Origin of the sequence: Idiomarina sp., assembly GCF_048265525.1 — a bacterium.
Lineage (GTDB): Bacteria > Pseudomonadota > Gammaproteobacteria > Enterobacterales > Alteromonadaceae > Idiomarina.
The window spans coordinates 50,350-69,112 of record NZ_JBLXBI010000005.1 but is presented as its reverse complement, the minus strand read 5'-3'; the positions used below and the strand labels follow the sequence as shown (position 1 = coordinate 69,112).

23 protein-coding genes are annotated in these 18,763 nt (G+C 45.8%); 10 read left to right on the top strand and 13 right to left on the bottom strand.

From position 1 onward, the window contains the following. Window positions 1–59: 59 nt before the first annotated feature. The 9 genes from rnr to dnaB all read left to right on the top strand — a co-directional run bounded on the left by rnr (window position 60) and on the right by dnaB (window position 7,648). Entirely contained in the window at window positions 60–2,369 is a 2,310-nt protein-coding gene (rnr, locus tag ACN0TF_RS10945; protein ID WP_417441949.1) for a ribonuclease R, read from the top strand. Continuing rightward, window positions 2,366–3,112, top strand: a complete 747-nt coding sequence (gene rlmB, locus ACN0TF_RS10940) for a 23S rRNA (guanosine(2251)-2'-O)-methyltransferase RlmB (RefSeq protein ID WP_417441948.1) — start codon at window positions 2,366–2,368, stop codon at window positions 3,110–3,112. The genes rnr and rlmB overlap by 4 nt, the downstream gene beginning before the upstream one ends. Then, window positions 3,102–3,533, top strand: coding sequence for a signaling protein (locus ACN0TF_RS10935; protein ID WP_417441947.1), 432 nt, complete (start codon window positions 3,102–3,104; stop codon window positions 3,531–3,533). The genes rlmB and ACN0TF_RS10935 overlap by 11 nt, the downstream gene beginning before the upstream one ends. Before the next feature lie 137 nt (window positions 3,534–3,670). After that, window positions 3,671–4,021, top strand: coding sequence for a 30S ribosomal protein S6 (gene rpsF / locus ACN0TF_RS10930; RefSeq protein WP_011235168.1), 351 nt, complete (start codon window positions 3,671–3,673; stop codon window positions 4,019–4,021). A 25-nt stretch (window positions 4,022–4,046) separates the two neighbouring features. After that, complete coding sequence (priB, locus tag ACN0TF_RS10925) at window positions 4,047–4,346, top strand: primosomal replication protein N (protein ID WP_417441946.1); 300 nt, start codon at window positions 4,047–4,049, stop codon at window positions 4,344–4,346. Between the two features lie 10 nt (window positions 4,347–4,356). Then, on the top strand, window positions 4,357–4,584 hold the full coding sequence (rpsR, locus tag ACN0TF_RS10920) for a 30S ribosomal protein S18 (protein ID WP_011235166.1): 228 nt from the start codon (window positions 4,357–4,359) through the stop codon (window positions 4,582–4,584). A gap of 41 nt (window positions 4,585–4,625) precedes the next feature. Continuing rightward, entirely contained in the window at window positions 4,626–5,078 is a 453-nt protein-coding gene (gene rplI / locus ACN0TF_RS10915; RefSeq protein WP_417441945.1) for a 50S ribosomal protein L9, read from the top strand. Between the two features lie 120 nt (window positions 5,079–5,198). Further along, window positions 5,199–6,158, top strand: a complete 960-nt coding sequence (locus ACN0TF_RS10910) for a DUF4097 family beta strand repeat-containing protein (protein ID WP_417441944.1) — start codon at window positions 5,199–5,201, stop codon at window positions 6,156–6,158. A gap of 95 nt (window positions 6,159–6,253) precedes the next feature. After that, on the top strand, window positions 6,254–7,648 hold the full coding sequence (dnaB, locus tag ACN0TF_RS10905) for a replicative DNA helicase (protein WP_011235161.1): 1,395 nt from the start codon (window positions 6,254–6,256) through the stop codon (window positions 7,646–7,648). A 6-nt stretch (window positions 7,649–7,654) separates the two neighbouring features. On the opposite strand, the gene ACN0TF_RS10900 is transcribed toward dnaB, so the two are convergent. From ACN0TF_RS10900 to ACN0TF_RS10850, 11 genes are all read right to left on the bottom strand, one after another. After that, window positions 7,655–8,125: a chemotaxis protein CheX gene (locus tag ACN0TF_RS10900; RefSeq protein WP_034822526.1), complete on the bottom strand. Its 471-nt coding sequence runs from the start codon at window positions 8,123–8,125 to the stop codon at window positions 7,655–7,657. Window positions 8,126–8,128: 3 nt separating this feature from the next. Then, window positions 8,129–8,635: a DUF6702 family protein gene (locus ACN0TF_RS10895; protein WP_417441943.1), complete on the bottom strand. Its 507-nt coding sequence runs from the start codon at window positions 8,633–8,635 to the stop codon at window positions 8,129–8,131. Beyond that, a complete protein-coding gene (locus ACN0TF_RS10890) occupies window positions 8,628–10,958 on the bottom strand; it encodes a M1 family metallopeptidase (RefSeq protein WP_417441942.1) in 2,331 nt (776 codons plus the stop codon). Before ACN0TF_RS10890 ends, ACN0TF_RS10895 begins: the two co-directional genes overlap by 8 nt. A gap of 38 nt (window positions 10,959–10,996) precedes the next feature. Beyond that, on the bottom strand, window positions 10,997–11,437 hold the full coding sequence (gene zur, locus ACN0TF_RS10885) for a zinc uptake transcriptional repressor Zur (RefSeq protein ID WP_034822531.1): 441 nt from the start codon (window positions 11,435–11,437) through the stop codon (window positions 10,997–10,999). Window positions 11,438–11,817: 380 nt separating this feature from the next. Continuing rightward, the gene (locus tag ACN0TF_RS10880; RefSeq protein ID WP_417441941.1) at window positions 11,818–12,009 is read right to left on the bottom strand and encodes a hypothetical protein; all 192 of its coding nucleotides are present in this window, start codon (window positions 12,007–12,009) and stop codon (window positions 11,818–11,820) included. An 84-nt stretch (window positions 12,010–12,093) separates the two neighbouring features. Beyond that, complete coding sequence (locus ACN0TF_RS10875; RefSeq protein WP_417441940.1) at window positions 12,094–12,900, bottom strand: HNH endonuclease signature motif containing protein; 807 nt, start codon at window positions 12,898–12,900, stop codon at window positions 12,094–12,096. Further along, window positions 12,893–13,129, bottom strand: a complete 237-nt coding sequence (locus tag ACN0TF_RS10870) for a hypothetical protein (protein ID WP_417441939.1) — start codon at window positions 13,127–13,129, stop codon at window positions 12,893–12,895. The genes ACN0TF_RS10875 and ACN0TF_RS10870 overlap by 8 nt, the downstream gene beginning before the upstream one ends. A 14-nt stretch (window positions 13,130–13,143) precedes the next feature. Next, on the bottom strand, window positions 13,144–13,401 hold the full coding sequence (locus tag ACN0TF_RS10865) for a pyocin activator PrtN family protein (protein ID WP_417441938.1): 258 nt from the start codon (window positions 13,399–13,401) through the stop codon (window positions 13,144–13,146). Window positions 13,402–13,403: 2 nt separating this feature from the next. Next, the gene (locus ACN0TF_RS10860) at window positions 13,404–16,094 is read right to left on the bottom strand and encodes a toprim domain-containing protein (protein ID WP_417441937.1); all 2,691 of its coding nucleotides are present in this window, start codon (window positions 16,092–16,094) and stop codon (window positions 13,404–13,406) included. A 35-nt stretch (window positions 16,095–16,129) separates the two neighbouring features. Next, window positions 16,130–16,354 (bottom strand): ogr/Delta-like zinc finger family protein, encoded by a 225-nt coding sequence (locus tag ACN0TF_RS10855; RefSeq protein ID WP_417442100.1) that lies wholly within the window; start codon window positions 16,352–16,354, stop codon window positions 16,130–16,132. Continuing rightward, complete coding sequence (locus tag ACN0TF_RS10850; RefSeq protein WP_417442105.1) at window positions 16,293–16,487, bottom strand: hypothetical protein; 195 nt, start codon at window positions 16,485–16,487, stop codon at window positions 16,293–16,295. The genes ACN0TF_RS10855 and ACN0TF_RS10850 overlap by 62 nt, the downstream gene beginning before the upstream one ends. 442 nt (window positions 16,488–16,929) lie before the next feature. Here ACN0TF_RS10850 and ACN0TF_RS10845 point away from each other — a divergent pair, with 442 nt between their 5' ends. After that, window positions 16,930–17,304, top strand: coding sequence for a helix-turn-helix domain-containing protein (locus tag ACN0TF_RS10845; protein ID WP_417441936.1), 375 nt, complete (start codon window positions 16,930–16,932; stop codon window positions 17,302–17,304). Here ACN0TF_RS10845 and ACN0TF_RS10840 read toward each other — a convergent pair. Together ACN0TF_RS10840 and ACN0TF_RS10835 are read right to left on the bottom strand one after the other, a co-directional pair. Beyond that, window positions 17,301–18,320, bottom strand: coding sequence for a phage late control D family protein (locus ACN0TF_RS10840; RefSeq protein WP_417441935.1), 1,020 nt, complete (start codon window positions 18,318–18,320; stop codon window positions 17,301–17,303). The two genes, ACN0TF_RS10845 and ACN0TF_RS10840, sit on opposite strands and share 4 nt — an antisense overlap. Beyond that, entirely contained in the window at window positions 18,320–18,763 is a 444-nt protein-coding gene (locus ACN0TF_RS10835) for a phage tail protein (protein WP_417441934.1), read from the bottom strand. The genes ACN0TF_RS10840 and ACN0TF_RS10835 overlap by 1 nt, the downstream gene beginning before the upstream one ends.

The following is an 18,763-nucleotide window of genomic DNA, read 5'->3' as shown; positions in this document are numbered from 1 at the left end:
TCAGCACGTATACTGTTGCCCATCGGTTCTCCTTAACCGTGCAACTACAATAGGATTCTATGTCAGATAATCAACAGAACAACAGTACGCCAGAATATGAAGTTGAAATTCCGGGCCGTGAGCAATTGCTTGAACTTGTAACCTCAAACAGTAAACCGGTTCAGTTTGATGAGTTCATTCGTCACTTTGGTTTAGATGATGAGCGCCAGGCAATTGGCTTAAAACGGCGTTTGCGCGCTATGGAGCGCGACGGACAGCTTATATACAGCAAAGCGAATGCTTATGGTCTGCCTGAGCGTATGGATTTGATCAAAGGTCGTATCATTGGTCATAAAGACGGTTTTGGATTTTGTCAGACTGAAGATGGCGGTAAAGACCTGTTTATCCCGCATCATCAAATGTATTCAGTTTTGCATGGTGATCGCGTACTGGTTAAAACCAGCGGTAAAGATAGCCGTGGTCGCACCGAGGGTCGTATCGTTAGAGTTACAGAGCCCCGCGACAGCAATATTGTTGGCCGTTACTTCGTTGAACATGATCTGGGCATAGTAGTACCGGATGATGGCCGTATTAGTCAGGATATTCTTATTCCTGATGCGGATAAAAATGGCGCGCGTCATGGACAGCTTGTGGTCGTTGAAATTACCCGACGCCCAAGTCGCCGAACCAGCCCAATTGGTCGGGTCAGCGAGGTGCTGGGTGAACATATGGCACCGGGTATGGAAATTCAGGTCGCGATTCGTGAGCACGATATTCCTACCGAATGGCCTGCAGAGGTTGATGAAGAGCTGAAAAAATATAGCGAAGAAGTCCCGGCAGAGGCCTACGAGGGCCGCAAAGACTTACGTGACCTGCCGCTTATTACTATTGATGGTGAGGACTCTCGCGACTTTGATGATGCCGTTTGTTGCGTGCAGGAAGAGAAAGGCTGGCGCCTTTGGGTGGCAATTGCCGACGTGTCTTATTATGTTCGTCCGGACACCATTCTAGATAAAGCTGCAACGGAACGCGGTAATTCAGTTTATTTCCCCAGCAATGTAATTCCAATGCTACCGGAAAAGCTGTCCAATGGTTTGTGTTCGTTAAACCCTGATGTCGACCGTTTGTGCATGGTTGCTGAAATGGAATTAGGGCCTCGAGGAAAATTGAAGTCTACGAAGTTCTATCCGGCAGTAATGAAAAGCCATGCGCGACTGACTTACAATAAAGTTAAAAAGCTACTTGATGGCGATGAAGAACTGCAACAACAGTACCAGCACGTCATGGACAATGTGCAGGAACTTGAGCGACTTTATAACGCATTAAGTGCAGCTCGTAAGCGCCGCTCAGCTATTGAGTTCGATACGCAGGAAACCCGCTTTATTTTCAACGCTCAGCGTAAAATTGAGAGTATCGAACCGGTTAAACGTCATGTTGCTCACAAAATTATTGAAGAGTGCATGATTATGGCAAACGTCGCCTCTGCTCAGCTTATTGAGTCTGATAAAGAAGTTGGCGCGTTGTTCCGGGTGCATGAAACTCCGGCTGATGAACGACTGAACAACTTCCGTAGCTTCCTGGGTGAATTAGGCCTGAATCTAGAAGGTGGTGATGAGCCATCTCCAAAAGATTACGCGACTTTGCTTGAGCAAGTGAAAGATCGCCAGGATCATGAACTGATTGAAACCATGTTGTTGCGCTCTATGCAGCAGGCGGTATATCAAGCAGAGAATAAAGGCCACTTTGGCTTGGCATTGAAGTCTTATGCACACTTTACATCGCCTATTCGTCGTTACCCTGATCTTATTTTGCACCGCGCGATAAAAGCAATTTTGCGCAAGAAAAAAGGTGAAGAGAAAGGCTTAGTGGGTGCATGGGCATACTCAGAGAAGCAATTGGACGAACTGGGCGTGCATACTTCAATGACCGAGCGACGTGCAGATGATGCCACCCGTCAGGTTGATGAATGGCTGAAGTGTGAATTCATGCTAGATCATATTGGTATGGAGTTTGAGGGCGTTATTTCCTCGGTCACCAATTTTGGTTTGTTCGTACGTTTAAGTGATTACCAAATTGACGGCCTTATTCATATTAGTAACCTCGACAACGACTACTATCACTTTGATCAGCAAAAAGGAATGCTAATCGGAGAGAACAGTAACAGCGTTTTCCGCCTGGGTGACAATGTTAAGGTTAAAGTGAAAGACGTAAACTTGGACGATCGTAAAATTGATTTAACTTTGCTGGAAGCGACGAGTCCGGGTGGCCAGAAACGAAATATGCCAGCTAAAGGTTCAGGCAAAGGTAAGAGAAAAGGACAGTCTCGTGGAAAAGGCGGCCAGCGGAAAAGTGGTAATCGCAGCAGCAATAAGGGACGTAGCAAGTCATGAGTCAAAAAGTGACCGTATTTGGCTTGCACGCGGTGCGAGCCATATTAAAAAATCATCCAGACCGCTTGGTAGAGCTTTATGTTTCTAAAGAGCGCCAGGATGATTCGGTGCGTGATATTGTCAATCAATGTCACGCGACTGGCGTCAGACCTCAATGGGTGCCTAAACAAGCTTTGGAAAAACGAGCGGAAGGCGGTAATCATCAGGGAGTTGTCGCGACAGTTCAGTCGCCGCCTACTTTAACCGAGCACGACTTGCCTAAATTACTGGAACAAAGTCAGCAAGCCGGGCTGTTCTTAATACTCGATGGCGTGACCGACCCGCATAATTTAGGTGCTTGCCTGCGCACAGCTGATGCGGCTGGCGTCACGGGTGTTATTGTACCAAAAGACAAGTCGGCTCAAATTACCCCAACCGTTCGTAAGGTGGCATCCGGTGCTGCCGAGAACGTTCCTCTTATTGTGGCAACCAACTTAGCCAGGGCGCTTCGTGACTTACAGGAGTTGGGCGTGTGGGTATACGGTACAGCAGGCGAAGCAACTCAATCTGTTTATGATGTTGATTACAGAGGGCCTGTCGCTTTGGTTATGGGGGCCGAAGGTAAAGGCATGAGACGCCTTACCCGCGAAACCTGTGACGATTTAGTCTCCATTCCTTTGTCTGGTAGTGTCAGTAGCTTAAATGTTTCTGTAGCCAGTGGGGTTTGTTTATTTGAGGTTGTCAGACAGCGCAATGGATCTTAAACGTCGCCTTTTGCCCATAGCCATTGCTCTGGCTATGGTGGCAGTATTGTTTGTCAGCTGGACGCCTAACTGGGAATCACCAACCTGGCTGCGCTCAGAGAAACCCTATGTCGCTTTTCATTTTGACTTAGAAGATGACGCAGCCCAGTCTGTGCAGAACCTTGCCTTTGATATTAGTAATCGACTGGATGTCAGGCATGAATGGCACAGAGTCGAGGATAGTAATGCTGAATGGCAGGTCACTCTTGTATTCGCTGAACAGCAGGATGCGGTACAAATTGATGCTACAGCTCGTCGCCAGGAAAAAGTCGTGGACCATATTGTGGTGCGCGGCGAAAAAGCCGTAGCAAACGAATTGGCTGACCGCGTTGTCGCTTTACTCAGCTCCCGCATTGAAAAAGCCCATAAAAACGCCGATTAATTTGCAATTGGCGTTCATTTTAGTTAGTATCGCGCGGCTTAAATCAGCCATATTTTCATTTTACTGAATGTGTTCCTTGCTTCTATGTTAGTGCGGCTGAGCTAAACTGAGGCTATACGAACCAAAAGGAAACTGTAATGCGTCATTACGAAATCGTATTTATGGTCCACCCGGACCAAAGCGAGCAAGTACCTGGCATGATCGAGCGCTACAGCGAAACGATCAAGCAAGGTGGTGGTCAAATCCATCGTTTAGAAGACTGGGGCCGTCGTCAATTGGCTTACCCAATCAACAAACTGCACAAAGCGCATTATGTTCTGTTGAACATTGAAGCGTCTGCAGAGGTTGTGGAAGAGCTTGAAACTGCATTCCGTTATAACGATGCAGTATTGCGCAATATGATCATGCGTAAAAAAGAATCTATTACTGAGCCTTCGCCGCTGACTAAGCCGAAGGAAGATCGTAAAGGTGACAGTGAAGCAGCGTAAGCTTGCTGACTTTCAATAAACCCTTATGAATCGACTGCATTTAACCGGAACACTTGGCAAAGTACCTAAGCTGGAAACCAGCCCTTCAGGTATTGAGCATTTACAATTAGTGCTTGAACATCGGTCTATGCAACCGGAAGCTGGTATGAATCGTCAATCTTATGTGCGTATTCAGGTCGTTTTAAGTGGTGAAGGTTTACAACACTGGTTAGAAAAATTGACGGTGGGTTGTGAAGTTTTAGCAGAAGGTTTTCTGCACCGTCACGAGGATAGCAATGGCTCACCTCGTTTGGTACTTCATGCTCAGCATCTCGAATTGATTTAAGGAGACCATCATGGCTCGTTTTTTTCGTCGCCGCAAATTCTGCCGCTTTAAAGCAGATGGCGTAAAAGAAATTGATTATAAAGATATCGCTACGCTTAAGAACTACATTACTGAAACTGGTAAAATCGTTCCTAGCCGTATTACTGGAACATCCGCTAAGTATCAGCGTCAGTTAGCGCGCGCTATCAAGCGTGCTCGTTATTTGTCACTGCTGCCTTATACTGATTCACATCAGTAAGCTAGCACCGGTTCGATTACCAAAAGTAGAGGTAGCGAGAAATGAATGTCATTTTGTTAGATAAAATTGCTAACTTGGGAAGCCTTGGCGATCAAGTCAGTGTAAAGTCTGGTTATGCACGTAACTTTCTTTTCCCACAGGGAAAAGCTGTACCTGCAACCAAAAGCAACGTTGATTTATTTGAACAACGTCGCGCTGAGTATGAAGCGAAGTTAGCTGATCAATTAACAGCTGCTCAAGCCCGTGCTGAGAAAGTTAACGCTCTGGAAGCTGTTACTATTGCTTCTAAAGCAGGTGATGAAGGCAAACTATTTGGCTCTATCGGTACTCGCGACATCGCTGATGCAGTAACAGCTGCTGGCGTTGAAGTGAAGAAGAGCGAAGTGTTAATGCCGCATGGTACATTACGTGAAGTAGGTGAGTTTGATATCGAACTACACTTGCACGCCGATGTATTTGCAAATATTACATTGAAAGTTGTACCGGCTGAATAAGTCATTGCACTTTCTAAAAGAGCTGCCTTCGGGCAGCTTTTTTTTTGCAAAATTTTCGTCACTAACGTGATTCTTATGGCAATATGCTGTAACCATGGAGCAAAAAATAGGGAGCGAGAAGTGAACAAAATATTATCTTTAGTTGGATTCATACTATTGACGGTAAGTTCGGTTAGCATAGCCCAGGAAAAAGTCGATGAGACATTGTCGACATCGCCCGGAGCAAGAGTGTTAATTGACAACATGAGAGGAAAGGTCGAACTCATTACCCATGATAAAGACGAGATCCGAGTCGTTGGTACTTTAGATGAAAAAACTGAGCGGTTCATTTTTGAACAAAGAGGAAATGGTATCCAAATTAAAGTTGAAACGCCGCAAGAAAAGGGCTTTAACTTTTCCTCCGATGATGAAGGTTCCGATCTGAAAATATACTTGCCTGACTCTATGGATATTAAAGTGAATGGCGTGTCTATGGAAGTAACCGCTGAAGGATTCAATGGTGGATTGGAAATTCGACTGGTTAGTGGAGATATAACAGTCAATAAAATTGACAATCGCGTACTGTTGAAGACCGTAAGTGGGAATATTGAGGCTGAAAAGATAAGCGGCGATGTTCGTTTTGAGACGGTCAGTGGCGATATTAAGGATATAGATAACAGTGCTGACTCGGCAACTTACCAGTCTGTTAGTGGTGATATTACCAGTCAATCTGATTCTATTTCTGAATTTACTGCACAATCGGTTTCGGGAGATATTAGCGCAAAAGTTGGCACGCTGACTAAGGCTAAGATGACTACGGTTAGCGGCGATGCAATATTAACTGCCGGTCTATCCGGGAGCGCGCGTATAGAGACAAATTCAGTCAGTGGCGATTTAACTTTTAAGTGGGTAGGTGACATCCACGCAGACTTCAATATTAAGTCTAATGCGGGCGGTGAAATTACAAACCGCTTAAGCGACGAAAAAGCAACTGAAGCCGAGTGGGGACCATCCTCTAAGTTAGAGTTTACAGTTGGTGACGGTGGAGCATCTGTTTCCGCGACAACGGTTAGTGGTGAAATAACACTCGATAAAAATTAAATCGTGCTGTTAGGTGTTGCTTCGCTTTCTAAACAAGAGGGGATTTTGTATAGTAATCCCCTCTTATTATTTCCCTTTGCGAGACAACTTTCCCCATGGCAGAGAAGTCAAAAAAACGCGACGCGTCAATAGAAGCGCTGCGCTCAGCACCCCATTCAATTGAAGCTGAACAATCCGTTCTTGGCGGTTTAATGCTCGATAATGATGCCTGGGACAATGTTGCCGGCAGCGTTATCGCTGAAGACTTCTATCATCGTTCGCACAGACTTATTTTTAAAGCCATGCATGAGCTTGCTCAACGCAGTCAGCCAATGGATTTAGTGACGGTTTCCGAAAATCTGGAAACGGCGGGAGAGCTTGAGCAAATAGGTGGTTTTGCCTACCTTGGTGAAATTGCAAAAAATACCCCCAGCGCGGCAAATATATTAGCTTACGCAAACATTGTCCGCGAACGAGCAGTGTTAAGAGAAATGATTGGGGCGGCAAATGATATTGCCGAGTCAGGTTACGATACTCAGGGCCGCAGCAGCGCAGAATTGCTCGATCTGGCTGAATCAAAAGTCTTTCAAATTGCTGAGAAGCGGGTAAGCTCCAGCGAAGGCCCGCAAGGCATCAACTTAATTCTACAGCGCACGGTTAGCCGTATTGAACAGTTGAGTAAACTGAAAAATAATAACGGTGTGACCGGTGTTTCTACCGGTTTTACTGACCTCGATCAGATGACTGCAGGCCTTCAGCCGTCCGACCTGGTCATCGTAGCGGCACGCCCGTCTATGGGTAAAACAACCTTTGCTATGAACCTGGCAGAGAACATCGCACTCAATGACGACCGTCCGGTATTGGTGTTTAGTTTAGAGATGCCGGCAGAGCAGCTGATGATGCGTATGCTGGCTTCACTTAGCCGGGTCGATCAGAATAAAGTACGTACAGGTAAGCTTGAAGATGACGACTGGGCTCGTATCGCGTCTGTTATGAACATGCTAAACGATAAGAATAATATTTACATAGATGACTCGTCTGGCCTAACGCCGACAGAAGTACGCTCCCGTGCTCGCAGGATTCATAGAGAGCACAAAGGAATATCCATGATTATGGTGGATTATTTGCAGTTAATGACAGTTCCGGGCATGTCGGAAAACCGGACGCTGGAAATTGCAGAAATATCTCGTTCTTTGAAGTCCTTAGCGAAAGAGCTGGAAGTGCCTGTGGTGGCGTTGTCTCAGCTAAACCGTTCACTAGAGCAGCGCTCCGATAAAAGACCCGTTAACTCAGATTTGCGTGAGTCTGGCTCTATTGAGCAGGATGCTGACGTTATTATGTTTATTTACCGTGACGAGGTTTATCACCCAGATTCAGCTGAGCAAGGCTTAGCTGAAATTATTATCGGGAAACAGCGTAATGGACCTATTGGTAAGATTGAATTGAAATTCCATGGGCAATTATCGAGGTTTGACAACTATGCCCGCCATGCCAGCGACGAGCGTTACTAGTCGTCGCTACTTGATCTTATCGAAGCAGATTTCGATGTATGCTTTGCCTGAAACGTGGTTGAACGGCATAATCAGTTTCGAGCCTTCAGATTTATGCGAAATGGTATGGTCTTTCCCTGAAACCACAATTGGGGTGGCCATATCAAAGTCGTAACCTTTTTCACCTAGAGTCTTTTTGGCTCCGCCAGTAACCATATTTGTGATTTCGCCGACCATATCGCAGACATCTTCGTTAATTGAGTTTGGTAACTCGCCTAGCATTTTATTCATGATTTCACAGGCAAGATTTTCCTCAAATGAAATTGAGAATGACCCTTTTATCTGTGGGCCCACCATACCGATGATGCCAGATACATCGCCACGCGCATACTCATCTTTTTTTAGTTGCGCTTTACCGGGCTTCAATTCCATTTGAGCCATCATCGACAAGACATTTTGCAGTGCTTGAAGAAATGGGTTTACGAACTCGGCATTCATTTTCTATTCCTTTATCTCTTGCTGACACGTGATTGTGTCAGATGTATTTTCAATGGTCAGAATCAGGCTACGATTGCCATGATCATCGACGACATTGATAGTGTTTACCTGAGCAGAAAAGCTATCCATTAACAGCTTATTTGAAACACCCCACCCACACAGGTTATCACGCTTCGGTATCTCCTGATAAACCCAAATTTTCTGGTAGTCAGCTTCAAAACCTACCCAGTTTGGCTCAACTTTATTTCCTTGTGAGTTTACCAGTTGAAACTTTTCAGTTATCCAGTCCCTGATATGTTTTTCAGAACCTTCTTCTTCCAGTCTAAAAGTCTTGCCCAGCCGCTTTTTAAGCACCTGTTGTACGTCATGCAAAGTATACTGATGAATGATTTCTATTGCTTGCGTGTTTTTATTCGCACTTATTTCGGTTAACCCGAAAAAATAGCGATGCGCTGATACAGAAGGTATCAGCGCGAACAAAAAAACAGTAGCAGCAACCAGTTTAATCATCGTTACCAGACTCCAACTCTTCGTTGTAGTCTTCCATCATGCTCTTATTACGGTCTTCACGCTTAAACAGTTCAATTCGAGATGGAACTGCTCTCGCTGGCCAGTAGTTGTTACTGGTATCAACATCTGCCGTCTCCCAGTTAGGGTCAACGACAACTTGAGTTAAAGTTTTATCGCGAATTAATAACTTACTCACTTTTTCCGGAGAGCGACGCCATACCTCGGCTGGAATACGAACATGTTCTTTACTGCCATCTTCAAAATGCAGATCAAGCAGAATCGGCATAACTAAGCCGCCTTTATTGGCGAAATCAAGTACGTAGAAGTTGCTGCCGTTCTTCAGCATTTCCTGCTGCTCTTCATTTAGCCCTTTTATCAGCTCTTTATATTTGTTGCGGTCAGCGTTAGTGACAGTGTAGTCATCGTTCTCATTATAAAAGTCAGCAAGATTTGGTTGCTGATGAATTTTATAATTAACACCGGCATTACGCTCAGTTGTCAAAGACTCTGGCTCAGCATCGTCTTGCTGTTTTTGCCATGCTTTTTCGACTTCTGGATCTTGCGTGTTAATAGTTAACTGATTGACTTGCTCAAGAGCAATATCGACATGGTCGGTAGAATAGAACCAGCCTCTCCAGAACCAGTCTAAATCAACACCAGAAGCATCCTCTAATGTTCTGAATAAGTCTTCTGGCGTCGGGCGTTTAAACTTCCAACGCTGCGCATACTGACGAAACGCGAAATCAAAGAGTTCACGACCAACGATAGTTTCACGCAGTATATTAAGCGCGGTAGCGGGCTTTCCGTAGGCATTATTGCCAAACTGCAGAATCGACTCTGAGTTAGTCATAATCGGCATTTGGTTACTGCTGGCCATGTAACTGGTAATGTTACGCGGTTCACCGCGCCACGACGGGTAGTCTTTTTCCCATTTTTGTTCAGCCAGGAACTGCAGATAAGTATTGATACCTTCATCCATCCAGGTCCATTGACGTTCATCTGTATTGACAATCATTGGGAAGTAAATATGACCAATCTCGTGAATAATGACCGAAATTAGGCCGTACTTGGTGCGTTTAGAGTAGTATTTTTCACCTGAATCCTCGTCAACGTAAGGGCGCGGACCGTTAAAGGTGATCATTGGGTATTCCATACCACCAACCGGGCCGTTCACCGATATAGCGACAGGATAAGGGTAGTCAAAGCTGTAATCGTTATAGTGCTCGATGGTGTGAATAATAGAGGCCGTTGAGTAACGTTCCCATAAAGGGTTGCCTTCTTCAGGGTAAAACGACATCGCCATTACATCGGTGTCATTCTTTTTGTAACCTTGCGCGTCCCAGATAAACTTGCGCGATGAAGCCCAGGCAAAGTCACGAACTTTATCGGCTTCGAAAATCCAGGTTTTGGTATTACCGGTGCCTTCCTTCTGGTTTTCTAATGCCTCTTCTTCAGTGACAATTTTTACCGGCTTGTCTGAACTACGGGCTTTTTCCAGGCGTTGACGCTGAGTAGAAGTGAGTACTTCATCGGGGTTTTGCAAAACACCGGTAGAAGCAACAATATGATCAGCTGGAACCGTTATCTCCACGCGGTAGTCGCCAAACTCTAAAGCGAACTCGCCGTTACCAATAAACTGTTTATTCTGCCAACCTTCCGCGTCGTAATATGCGGCCATGCGAGGGAACCACTGAGCCATCTCATAAAGGTAGTTACCGTCGTCTTCAAAGTATTCGTAACCGCCACGACCACCAAGTACTTCGGCTTCAATAATATTGAACTGCCAGTTGATATTAAAAGTGACACTTTCGCCGCTTTTTAGGGGCTCATCCAAATCCAGCCTTAGCATAGTGTCATTAACGTAATGTGCTAGGGGCTCACCATCTTCGTTACTGATTTCAGTAAGCTCATAACCTGCCGGGAATTCTTCCTGAGTGAGCATGCTTTCCATTCTGGAAAAACTCACCCGATCTAAATCTCCCGTGGCCTGGCTTTGTGGTCCTATGGAATCTTTCTTAAAACGGTTCTGGTCAAGCTGAACCCATAAATAGCGCAAAGTATCGGGGGAATTATTGGTGTAAGTTATGGTGCTTTGTGCCGTAATACTCTGATTCTCATCGTCCAGAGCAACCTCAATTTTGTAGTCCGCTTCCTGTTGCCAGTAAGCATGTCCTGGAGCACCGGACGCGGTACGATAAATGTTCGGACTACGGAATTTATCATCATTAAGTTGACGAAATTTGTCTTCAAAAGCTTGAGCAGTTGCCGCCTGATTAACGGTTAAACAAACCGCAGCAGTGGCGATAAGATGACTGAGCTTCATAGTGTTACCTATTGTTATTATTTAATAGCGCTATTTATTTAAAGGCATTTGGTGCACAAACCATGTGCTTCTATAGTTTGGCTTTGAACCTTAAAACCTTGATCTTCGGCCTGACGCTTCAATTCGTCATAAACCCCTTCGGACTGAATTTCCTGAACATCGCCGCAGGAACTGCAGATTAACATTTGAACCGGATGTTGATGGTCGAAATGCGAGCAAAGAACAAAACTATTCGACGAAGTGATTTTATGAACGAAGCCTTGTTCTTGTAAAAAGTCTAAAGCGCGGTAGATAGTCGGGGGTTTGGCATTTGGTACGACTTCCCGCAGTTGATCAAGTAAATCGTATGCACCCACGGCTCCCGAATGCTCTGCGAGAATTGCGAAAACTTCACGGCGGGTATTTGTCAGGCGGGCACCGCGTTGCTGACAGAGTTTTTCAGCTTTTTGTATAAGTCGTTGTGCTTCTTGAGCTTTCATTATTGACTACAATTTATGATCATTTTAGTCATTGTAGAGAGTTTTAAGGGTAAGGAAAAGGGTTTTACGGAAGAGGCTGCTTACTGGTGTATTCTGAGTTAAAATAGTCTGCTAAATATACTGACTTTGTCGGTTAACTTTTTACCGGGTGGATGTTTTGACCGAACCATATTCTTATAAGCTCTCCGTAGCGCCCATGCTGGACTGGTAATACTTTCTTAATTCTAAAGGGCTGCAATAAATCGTGGGTGACTATTGGGTGACCCTTTAAAGCTCTTGGGTGACTGGGCTCCCAGTTTTTATGTAAAAGGCTTCCGCCGAATCGATTGCACCAGACAATCAATAAACCTGAGCCTTTCTTTCATTGCGTAGTTCATAAATCACCCGTTCAGCTTCTCCCAGTCATCCCGGCAACTTGCGTCACACCAGCGCCGGCTGTCGTTCAGGTCTTCACCGCAATTCAGGCAGTAGCCTGTCGCGTCAGCAACGGAGGTGTTTGCCCTTGCAGCTTTTATTTGCCTCTCCTTCAACTTCTCGGTTATGTCGTTTGCTCTGTCGATGTTGTCAGCCATATGTAATCTCCTTCTTTAAATAATCAATATGTAGTTGTAGGCTTGCAGCAATTTCTTTAACTGAAGCGCGCTGGAGGAGTTCCTTCATTTAGCCACCTCGCTGACTAATTTAGAGCGCTTTTTTATAGCTGATTGAAGTTTGGCTATACCAATAATTGATGGCCTCAAGTCAGGGTTTGATTCGCTAAGAGGGGCGCTCCAGCGATTTAGTATTGCATGAGCTCCGCGGTCGACTAATGTCAGGTTCTCGATGTCACAGTTCTTCGAATTTCCATCTATGAAACGGACAAACTGACCTTCTGGAATTGGACCGTTGTGTTTCTCCCACGCTAGGCGATGGACGAATGCCCATTTATTCGGTTCAGAAACTTTGACTTTCCGATACCCGTCTCTATCCGTTACTTCGGTTCCAACTGGTTGGTGGTTGTGGGGAACGTTTCCTTTACGGAACTGAGTTTGATTAGAGCGGCCACCAGCCTGCCAACCCTTAATACCTTTATTAGCCGGCTCGCGGCCTTTCTCAAAACATCCTGTACGACCTGAACGAATTTTATGGTTTCGGGTGAAGCATCGGATTTGGCTTTCAGTTTTACTCAGACCAAAGCGCTTATTAAATGCAAGAGTCATTTCGGCAAGGCTCATTTTCTTATAAGCATTTTCAATCCATTGCTTTTGCTCTTCAGTAAACGCTCGCAATTTACCTTTGTTTAGTTCACCAGTTTTCCGACCGCAGGTAATATGATGATTTTTTAATGTCGACTTAATTTGAGCCGTCGATTTGTTAAGGCCGAAAGCCGCGTTGAAAAGTCGTGCTGTATCAGCCACTCCATATTCAGCATACGTTTCTATCAGGAACTCAATGTGGTGCTGTTCGTAGATAAATCTAGCCATCTCTTTTCGCCTCCAGCATCTCCGGGGACTTTTCGATTAAACGCTCAGTACGCATGCGCTCAGCTTTAAGACAAACTTCAGCATTCTTGACTATGGTCATAGAGACCTTAGCGACCGCGTCAGCTCGCTTCAGCTCCTGACTTAGCGCTTCCTCTTTCAAGTCTTCATCACTTAGTCTTTCAAGCTGAGCAAATAGGTGGTTATGTAAATCCATCATTTTGTTTTTCATTAGGTTCTCCCTATTCAAATTGCTCTTACTTCGGTGTAATCATTAATTGCCTGGCTTCTTCTTTTGTCGATGTGTTCAGCCAGGTCGCGTAAGTCGACCATCCACTTTGCGCGCTCTGAATCACGCAATTTAAATGCTGGTACCGGGAGCGATTGTGCAGCGGCCAACATGGATGCCTGTTTTTCCTTGATGCCAAAGAACTCTTCGCAGACTTCACCCAGTGGTACCGGCGAACGTTCGTACTTGGCCATCAGTAAAAATACTGTGTTCACTGCTACAGCTCCTTTTCAAACATCCAGCACTTAACGCTGGAAGGCCTTCTCGTGGTGCCTGAAACCGTACCGCTATTCATTCGTTCATTAACTGCACTACGAACGGTTTTAATGCCCAGGAACTTGCGTGACTTGCAGGCCTTAAGGTGCTTTTTAAGCTCGGGTAATGGCGGCAGTTTTTGACGGAACTCACCGGCTTCTTCTTCCATGTGGTTAAGGTTTACCGCTATTAATTTGTCGTCTTTTGAATGATCAACAACAGCCCACTCGAATTTCTCTTCCAGGTAGTCGAATACGTCCCAGAACTGTTGAACCATTGGATGGTCTGCGCTGATGGCTTGCTGACGCTGCAGGGCGAGCTCAACCAGCTTTTCTTTTGCTGCTTCAATCTGGCTATTCTTAAAACCGGTTACCAATGCCAGGCAATCCAACATGGCCATTATTTGTGCGTGGTTTTTTATGATCCGATGGGTTTTCAAATCATCTTGGCTGGCTAGCATACTTTCGTAGTGAGGCACCTTATTTTTGTAGAGGTCCACCACCTTTTTTTCAGCGATTGCACACTTAAGAATGAAGCCGGAAACCTGTTCAAGGGGCATTGTTTCCAGTGCTCGTGCTGCTTGACGAGTTTCTGAATTGTGACCTTTGCGGTCAGTTTTAATATGAATGATACGTTCAAGCACAGCTTGCGAAGCCTGAACTTCCGCGTTCTGTGAAATGATAATGGTGCCGCGAAAGGGCGGTTCGTAGGTTTCGTTGCCGGCATTTTTAACACCACGACTTCGCGGAGACCGACCGTTATACGCTGTCTTTAACTCGTCCCAGTCGAAGCTTCTTTGCTTCATGTCTTTAGAGTCGCCACGGTCACCTTCAATTAACACCACTGGCAAGTTAGATACTTGAGAGAGCCTGCGGGCACGAGCTGCTGCAGTAGACTTAACCGGGTCAAAGCCTTCTTCGTCCGGACGGCCGCAGAGGCGCCACATAAATTCTATTAAGGTCGACTTACCAGAGCCTGGTTCACCAATAAGCTCGAGGAACGGGTAAGTTTTATCAACGGCCCGTATCTGCTCTGCATACAAAGAGCCAAACCAAAAAGCCAGAGAGATTAAGCCGCTCTCTTTAAATGCTGTGTAAAGGTGCTGCTCCCATTCTGGATTGAGCTCTTTCAAGTCCGGATTAACATTTAGTGAAACTGACTTGTTCAACGTTTTAATGTTGAGCTTACCGAAGTCGAAAAAGTCTTCGTCGTTCAGTGGTTTTGTGATCCCGTCTTTTACTGCCAGGTCACCTAAAATATAAATGCCGTACTCTTTTGAGTAGCCAACAAAGTCAATTCCCTGGACTCGCTTAATGTCGTACAGCTGCTGCTTCATTAAACGGTCGAGTTGACCACTTGAGCCGGTCCATACCGCACCAGGTGCAACGCTCATTAAACGCTTTTTAAATTCACTCGCACTGGATAGCTGGCCGCCGCTGAAGGTGTTCTTAATGGGCGCACCGTCATGTGGGAAGGAAACTCGGAAGTAATACCAGCTTTCGTCTGTTACTTCGTGTGCCTGGTAATAAAGAGCCTCTGGATAACACGCCGCAACTTCAATAACCGAAGAAGACTCTTTAAGTGCGTTTTCTATTGCCTCGTCGTCCTCCTCGGTGCGAGTGCCAGCGTCGACACTAAGTCCCTGGTTTTCCATTGCCTTAACGTAGCGGTCGTAGTCAATTTTGAACCAGAAAAGGCGGTTGTCGAAGCGGAACGGAAACTCTTTTTTCTGCGTCTTCTGGTGCATTAGTTTGGCTTTCTCTGTCGCACTTTTGGCGATCAGCAAACTACCCAGGTACAAGTATTCTTTTATGTCTTTATCAGTTAGCCGGCCACGCTGAAAAAGTTCGTTCCAGTCCAGCTTTACTTTGCCTTTTGGCGGTTGTGCAGCCGTTGCAGGGAAACCTTCTTTACGGGCGTAGTTAACAAATTTTCGGGTAAACGATTCGCCTGCGGGGCCATCGTCAAGCGCAAACACCAGTCGGGGGAGTGGCTTTCCTAATTTTGCGTATTCGGTTTTAAGCTCTTTTAGTGCCAAGCCCGGGTAATTATTGCAGCTCATTAAGCTGGCTGAAGCAGTACCAGACTGGATCAGCGCTATGGCATCAAATATACCTTCGGTTAACCATATTTCTGTTGCGTCTTCCGGAAGCCCTGTCGGCGGCTGCCACCAATAGCCTTTGTACTTACCCGCGAAGTTTGCTTTCATCTTGCCGAATCGTTGCGGCTTATCAATAAAGCGTTCCCATGAGGCGCCATTAGGAAGTTGGAATTTAACAGTGGCGGTACCAATTTGACGGTCTGTGCAGTAGTAGCTGCCTTGCGTGTACCAGCCTTTTATTTTGGAAATGTCAAAGCCACGGCCGGTCTGCAAGTAAGCATCGGCTGATGCAGTTGGGCTTTGGGGTGTTGGCTTATAGCGATCAGACCAGGACTCAAAAAGCTCCGGGTATAATTCTTTTATATGGTACTCGGCAGCGCATTTATTCATGCGGCCACAACGAACTACCCAGGGACTTTCAGCCGGCGCGTATAACTCTTTTTTGCCACAACTGGGGCAGCGGCCTTGCTGAAAAAAGTCTTTATTGTTTGTTTTAAACTCAAAGTCTCGCAGGAGGCGTGTTACCACCTCTTCTCGTAATTGTAAGTTCATTCTCCCTCCGACAGTTGGTTACCCGCGCGCAGTGCCTAGTTTTGTTTTTCTGCTCGTACTACTGGCCGAACTTCTAAACGCACTTGCGTATTAGGTGTTGCCGATGGAGACGTTGAGTGGGTTATTTCTTCGATAGCGCTGTAGGTGTGCCCGCACAAATGATTTTTACAGACGTAGTAACGCTGGGTAACCAACGGACTAATACTTTTGCTGGTCCTGACGGTGGCAATTCCTCCGCAATGAGGACACACTGAACTCATTCTTCTGCTCATAATCTTCTAACTCCGCATTCTCCGTTGCCATTTCTGGCACATTCACAGCTCGCTCCGACTTCACACAGCGTTGCCATAGCGTCCAAATATTTTCTGGTAACCAGGGATATACCGACGGCATTGAACATGTCTTCGATTCGGTCAATGGTTATCCCTTGCTGGCCACTCAGGAAGCGAGATACCTGGCTGTCATCCCAACCTATGGCCTCGCGGACATCATGCCTGGCTGATCCATTGAGAGCGCTGCGAAGCGTGCTCTCTATACGTCCTGTTTTCTTGTTACTCATTACGATCATCCTTCAACAATTTAAGTTGAGTGCGGTTGATAGCCAGTACCTATAGCTTTATTGGTGCTCGGCTTCGTCAAGGTAAGAATTCATACCCTCAATTATGAAAAGCCGGGCTTGGGCGCTGATTGACCTGACTTCCTGGCTGGATATGTTTTGGATTTTTTCCAACTCATCAGGCATGAGTCGGACGTAGATTGGTTTGTTAGTTACAACGCCTTTCGGCGAGCGGTAAGGTCGATGCGGTTGTTGTCTTTTCATGGGAAAACCACCATTATGATTATGCAAGATAAGATGTCACAATCAGGATTATTAAACCAAATGGATAATAATGCAAGTAAAGATGCACCAAATGGTGATATTTCATTAAGGCTTAAAAGTGAGAGAAGGCGAATAGGGCTTAACCAAAACGTTTTCGCTGATGCTATGGGTATCGCTTTAACAAGCTATGTTAGATATGAGCAAGGAAAACGGTCGATTCCAGCCGATAAGCTTTTAGAGCTGGAGCAAACTGGGGCTGATGTCTGCTTTATTTTGACAGGAAGAAGGGTAACCAACCCGGAAGGGTATATTGAAAAGCGATTTGCAGAACTAGACCAACGAGCTCAGCAAGCCGTTCAGGAGCTGATTAACCTACTATTGAATGATTAGTCTTTTAGCGACTCAAGCTCTATTGATGAAATAAGGCCTGAGTCGCTGACTTCGTGGTGCACTTGTTTTGATATCCATTTAGCCTGGTCAATTTCAGGTTTCCATCCTGACACTTTAACTGGTACTTCAGGAAATAATCCGGGTTCACCAACGGCCAAGGTGATATTGAACTTAGCGCCTGAACGCTTCATTTTTGACCATTCGGTTTCTGCAGCTCGTTTAGCTTCACTCTCGCTGGCATAGAGGTGGCGCAAAACTTTTACGTTGCCGTTTGAGCCGGCAAGGAATTGAGGGGCGGCTCCGTCTTTCTCATCGGCTTTTATTTCCGCTGCTCGGTCATCCTGCCATCTGGCAACAACGCCGGTATATTCGTTCCGGTCATTAGCGGTAAAGCTATGCTGGTCGCCTAACTTCCTGCTGATAGGGAATGTTGGTAAGGATATCCCGGACCCACTCTTTCCCTGGCCGTTTGGCATGAATAAAAGCTTACCTTCTTTTATTGTGGCCAGCGCATCGAACTCTTCGCCAAGGCGTGTCATAAAAGCCATGTCTGATTCATTTTGCTGATCCATGTGCGTTATGGCTGTGCCGGCTAATTCCTCAGAAACGAGAGAGTCGACATTGTTTCGCCCGGCAATAACATCGAGAATATCGCCAAGCGTTTTCTCGTGGTAGGACTCTTCGCGCAGCTTCTGGAAGGTGCTGGCTATATCTGCTGACTTACCGCGCAGGGTCAACTGGTCAGGTGCCCCGGAGTGCTCAATATCATCAATGAAAAAGGTGCCTTTGCTGTATAGCGGTTCACCTTTCCAGCCGATAGAAACCTGCATTTTTGCACCGCGTGGCGGTATCGAAACCATACCGTCAGCGTCATCAATAACCACCGTGGCCGTGTCAGCTTCGAACCCGCGTTTGTCAGTTATCGATAAGCTTACTAGGCGAGAGCGCAGCAGGCCGCTGATGTCCTTGCCGTCAACCAGTACTTCATAGTCGGGGATTTTTACAAGCTCAGACATTAGGCTATCAAGCCTCCCATGCCATCGTTCATCGAAAGCATGTCGTTGCCGGCTAAACTTTCTGAGTTGTTTTCATCTGCCCTGGTAAGGCTTAATGAAAACTCTATTTTACGTGCGGTACCGTCCGGATAAAACTCGGTTGATTTCTTCTCTATATCGGTAATGAAGTAATAACCTTTTAACGCTCCGGAGCCGTCAACCCATGGCCAGGCTTTTCCGCTATCAGCCATTTTACTCAGTTCATCCAGTTGCTCTTCGCCTCCGGTTATTTCAGGGTAAAGAATGCCAGGCAATTTCGCCGTTTGTGGTCCCTGGCCAACATACTGGTAAGCTGGGTTTGAGCCGACTCGATTATTGCTGGCATGTCGCCAGCTTCTTTGCTCGTCAATACTATCAGCCGATGCGGTTTTTAAACTAAATACAAAAAATCCAAGTGTCATCAT

What these genes read in the sequence shown, in the direction of transcription:
- priB (WP_417441946.1), top strand. Translation starts at nt 4,047, where the DNA reads ATGAATCGACTGCATTTAACCGGAACACTTGGCAAAGTACCTAAGCTG.
- rlmB (WP_417441948.1), top strand. Translation starts at nt 2,366, where the DNA reads ATGAGTCAAAAAGTGACCGTATTTGGCTTGCACGCGGTGCGAGCCATA.
- ACN0TF_RS10835 (WP_417441934.1), bottom strand. Translation starts at nt 18,763, where the DNA reads ATGATGACACTTGGATTTTTTGTATTTAGTTTAAAAACCGCATCGGCT.
- ACN0TF_RS10840 (WP_417441935.1), bottom strand. Translation starts at nt 18,320, where the DNA reads ATGTCTGAGCTTGTAAAAATCCCCGACTATGAAGTACTGGTTGACGGC.
- ACN0TF_RS10850 (WP_417442105.1), bottom strand. Translation starts at nt 16,487, where the DNA reads ATGCCGTCGGTATATCCCTGGTTACCAGAAAATATTTGGACGCTATGG.
- rnr (WP_417441949.1), top strand. Translation starts at nt 60, where the DNA reads ATGTCAGATAATCAACAGAACAACAGTACGCCAGAATATGAAGTTGAA.
- ACN0TF_RS10880 (WP_417441941.1), bottom strand. Translation starts at nt 12,009, where the DNA reads ATGGCTGACAACATCGACAGAGCAAACGACATAACCGAGAAGTTGAAG.
- rpsR (WP_011235166.1), top strand. Translation starts at nt 4,357, where the DNA reads ATGGCTCGTTTTTTTCGTCGCCGCAAATTCTGCCGCTTTAAAGCAGAT.
- ACN0TF_RS10900 (WP_034822526.1), bottom strand. Translation starts at nt 8,125, where the DNA reads ATGAATGCCGAGTTCGTAAACCCATTTCTTCAAGCACTGCAAAATGTC.
- ACN0TF_RS10845 (WP_417441936.1), top strand. Translation starts at nt 16,930, where the DNA reads ATGATTATGCAAGATAAGATGTCACAATCAGGATTATTAAACCAAATG.
- rplI (WP_417441945.1), top strand. Translation starts at nt 4,626, where the DNA reads ATGAATGTCATTTTGTTAGATAAAATTGCTAACTTGGGAAGCCTTGGC.
- dnaB (WP_011235161.1), top strand. Translation starts at nt 6,254, where the DNA reads ATGGCAGAGAAGTCAAAAAAACGCGACGCGTCAATAGAAGCGCTGCGC.
- ACN0TF_RS10935 (WP_417441947.1), top strand. Translation starts at nt 3,102, where the DNA reads ATGGATCTTAAACGTCGCCTTTTGCCCATAGCCATTGCTCTGGCTATG.
- ACN0TF_RS10875 (WP_417441940.1), bottom strand. Translation starts at nt 12,900, where the DNA reads ATGGCTAGATTTATCTACGAACAGCACCACATTGAGTTCCTGATAGAA.
- zur (WP_034822531.1), bottom strand. Translation starts at nt 11,437, where the DNA reads ATGAAAGCTCAAGAAGCACAACGACTTATACAAAAAGCTGAAAAACTC.
- ACN0TF_RS10870 (WP_417441939.1), bottom strand. Translation starts at nt 13,129, where the DNA reads ATGAAAAACAAAATGATGGATTTACATAACCACCTATTTGCTCAGCTT.
- ACN0TF_RS10860 (WP_417441937.1), bottom strand. Translation starts at nt 16,094, where the DNA reads ATGAACTTACAATTACGAGAAGAGGTGGTAACACGCCTCCTGCGAGAC.
- ACN0TF_RS10895 (WP_417441943.1), bottom strand. Translation starts at nt 8,635, where the DNA reads ATGATTAAACTGGTTGCTGCTACTGTTTTTTTGTTCGCGCTGATACCT.
- ACN0TF_RS10890 (WP_417441942.1), bottom strand. Translation starts at nt 10,958, where the DNA reads ATGAAGCTCAGTCATCTTATCGCCACTGCTGCGGTTTGTTTAACCGTT.
- rpsF (WP_011235168.1), top strand. Translation starts at nt 3,671, where the DNA reads ATGCGTCATTACGAAATCGTATTTATGGTCCACCCGGACCAAAGCGAG.
- ACN0TF_RS10855 (WP_417442100.1), bottom strand. Translation starts at nt 16,354, where the DNA reads ATGAGTTCAGTGTGTCCTCATTGCGGAGGAATTGCCACCGTCAGGACC.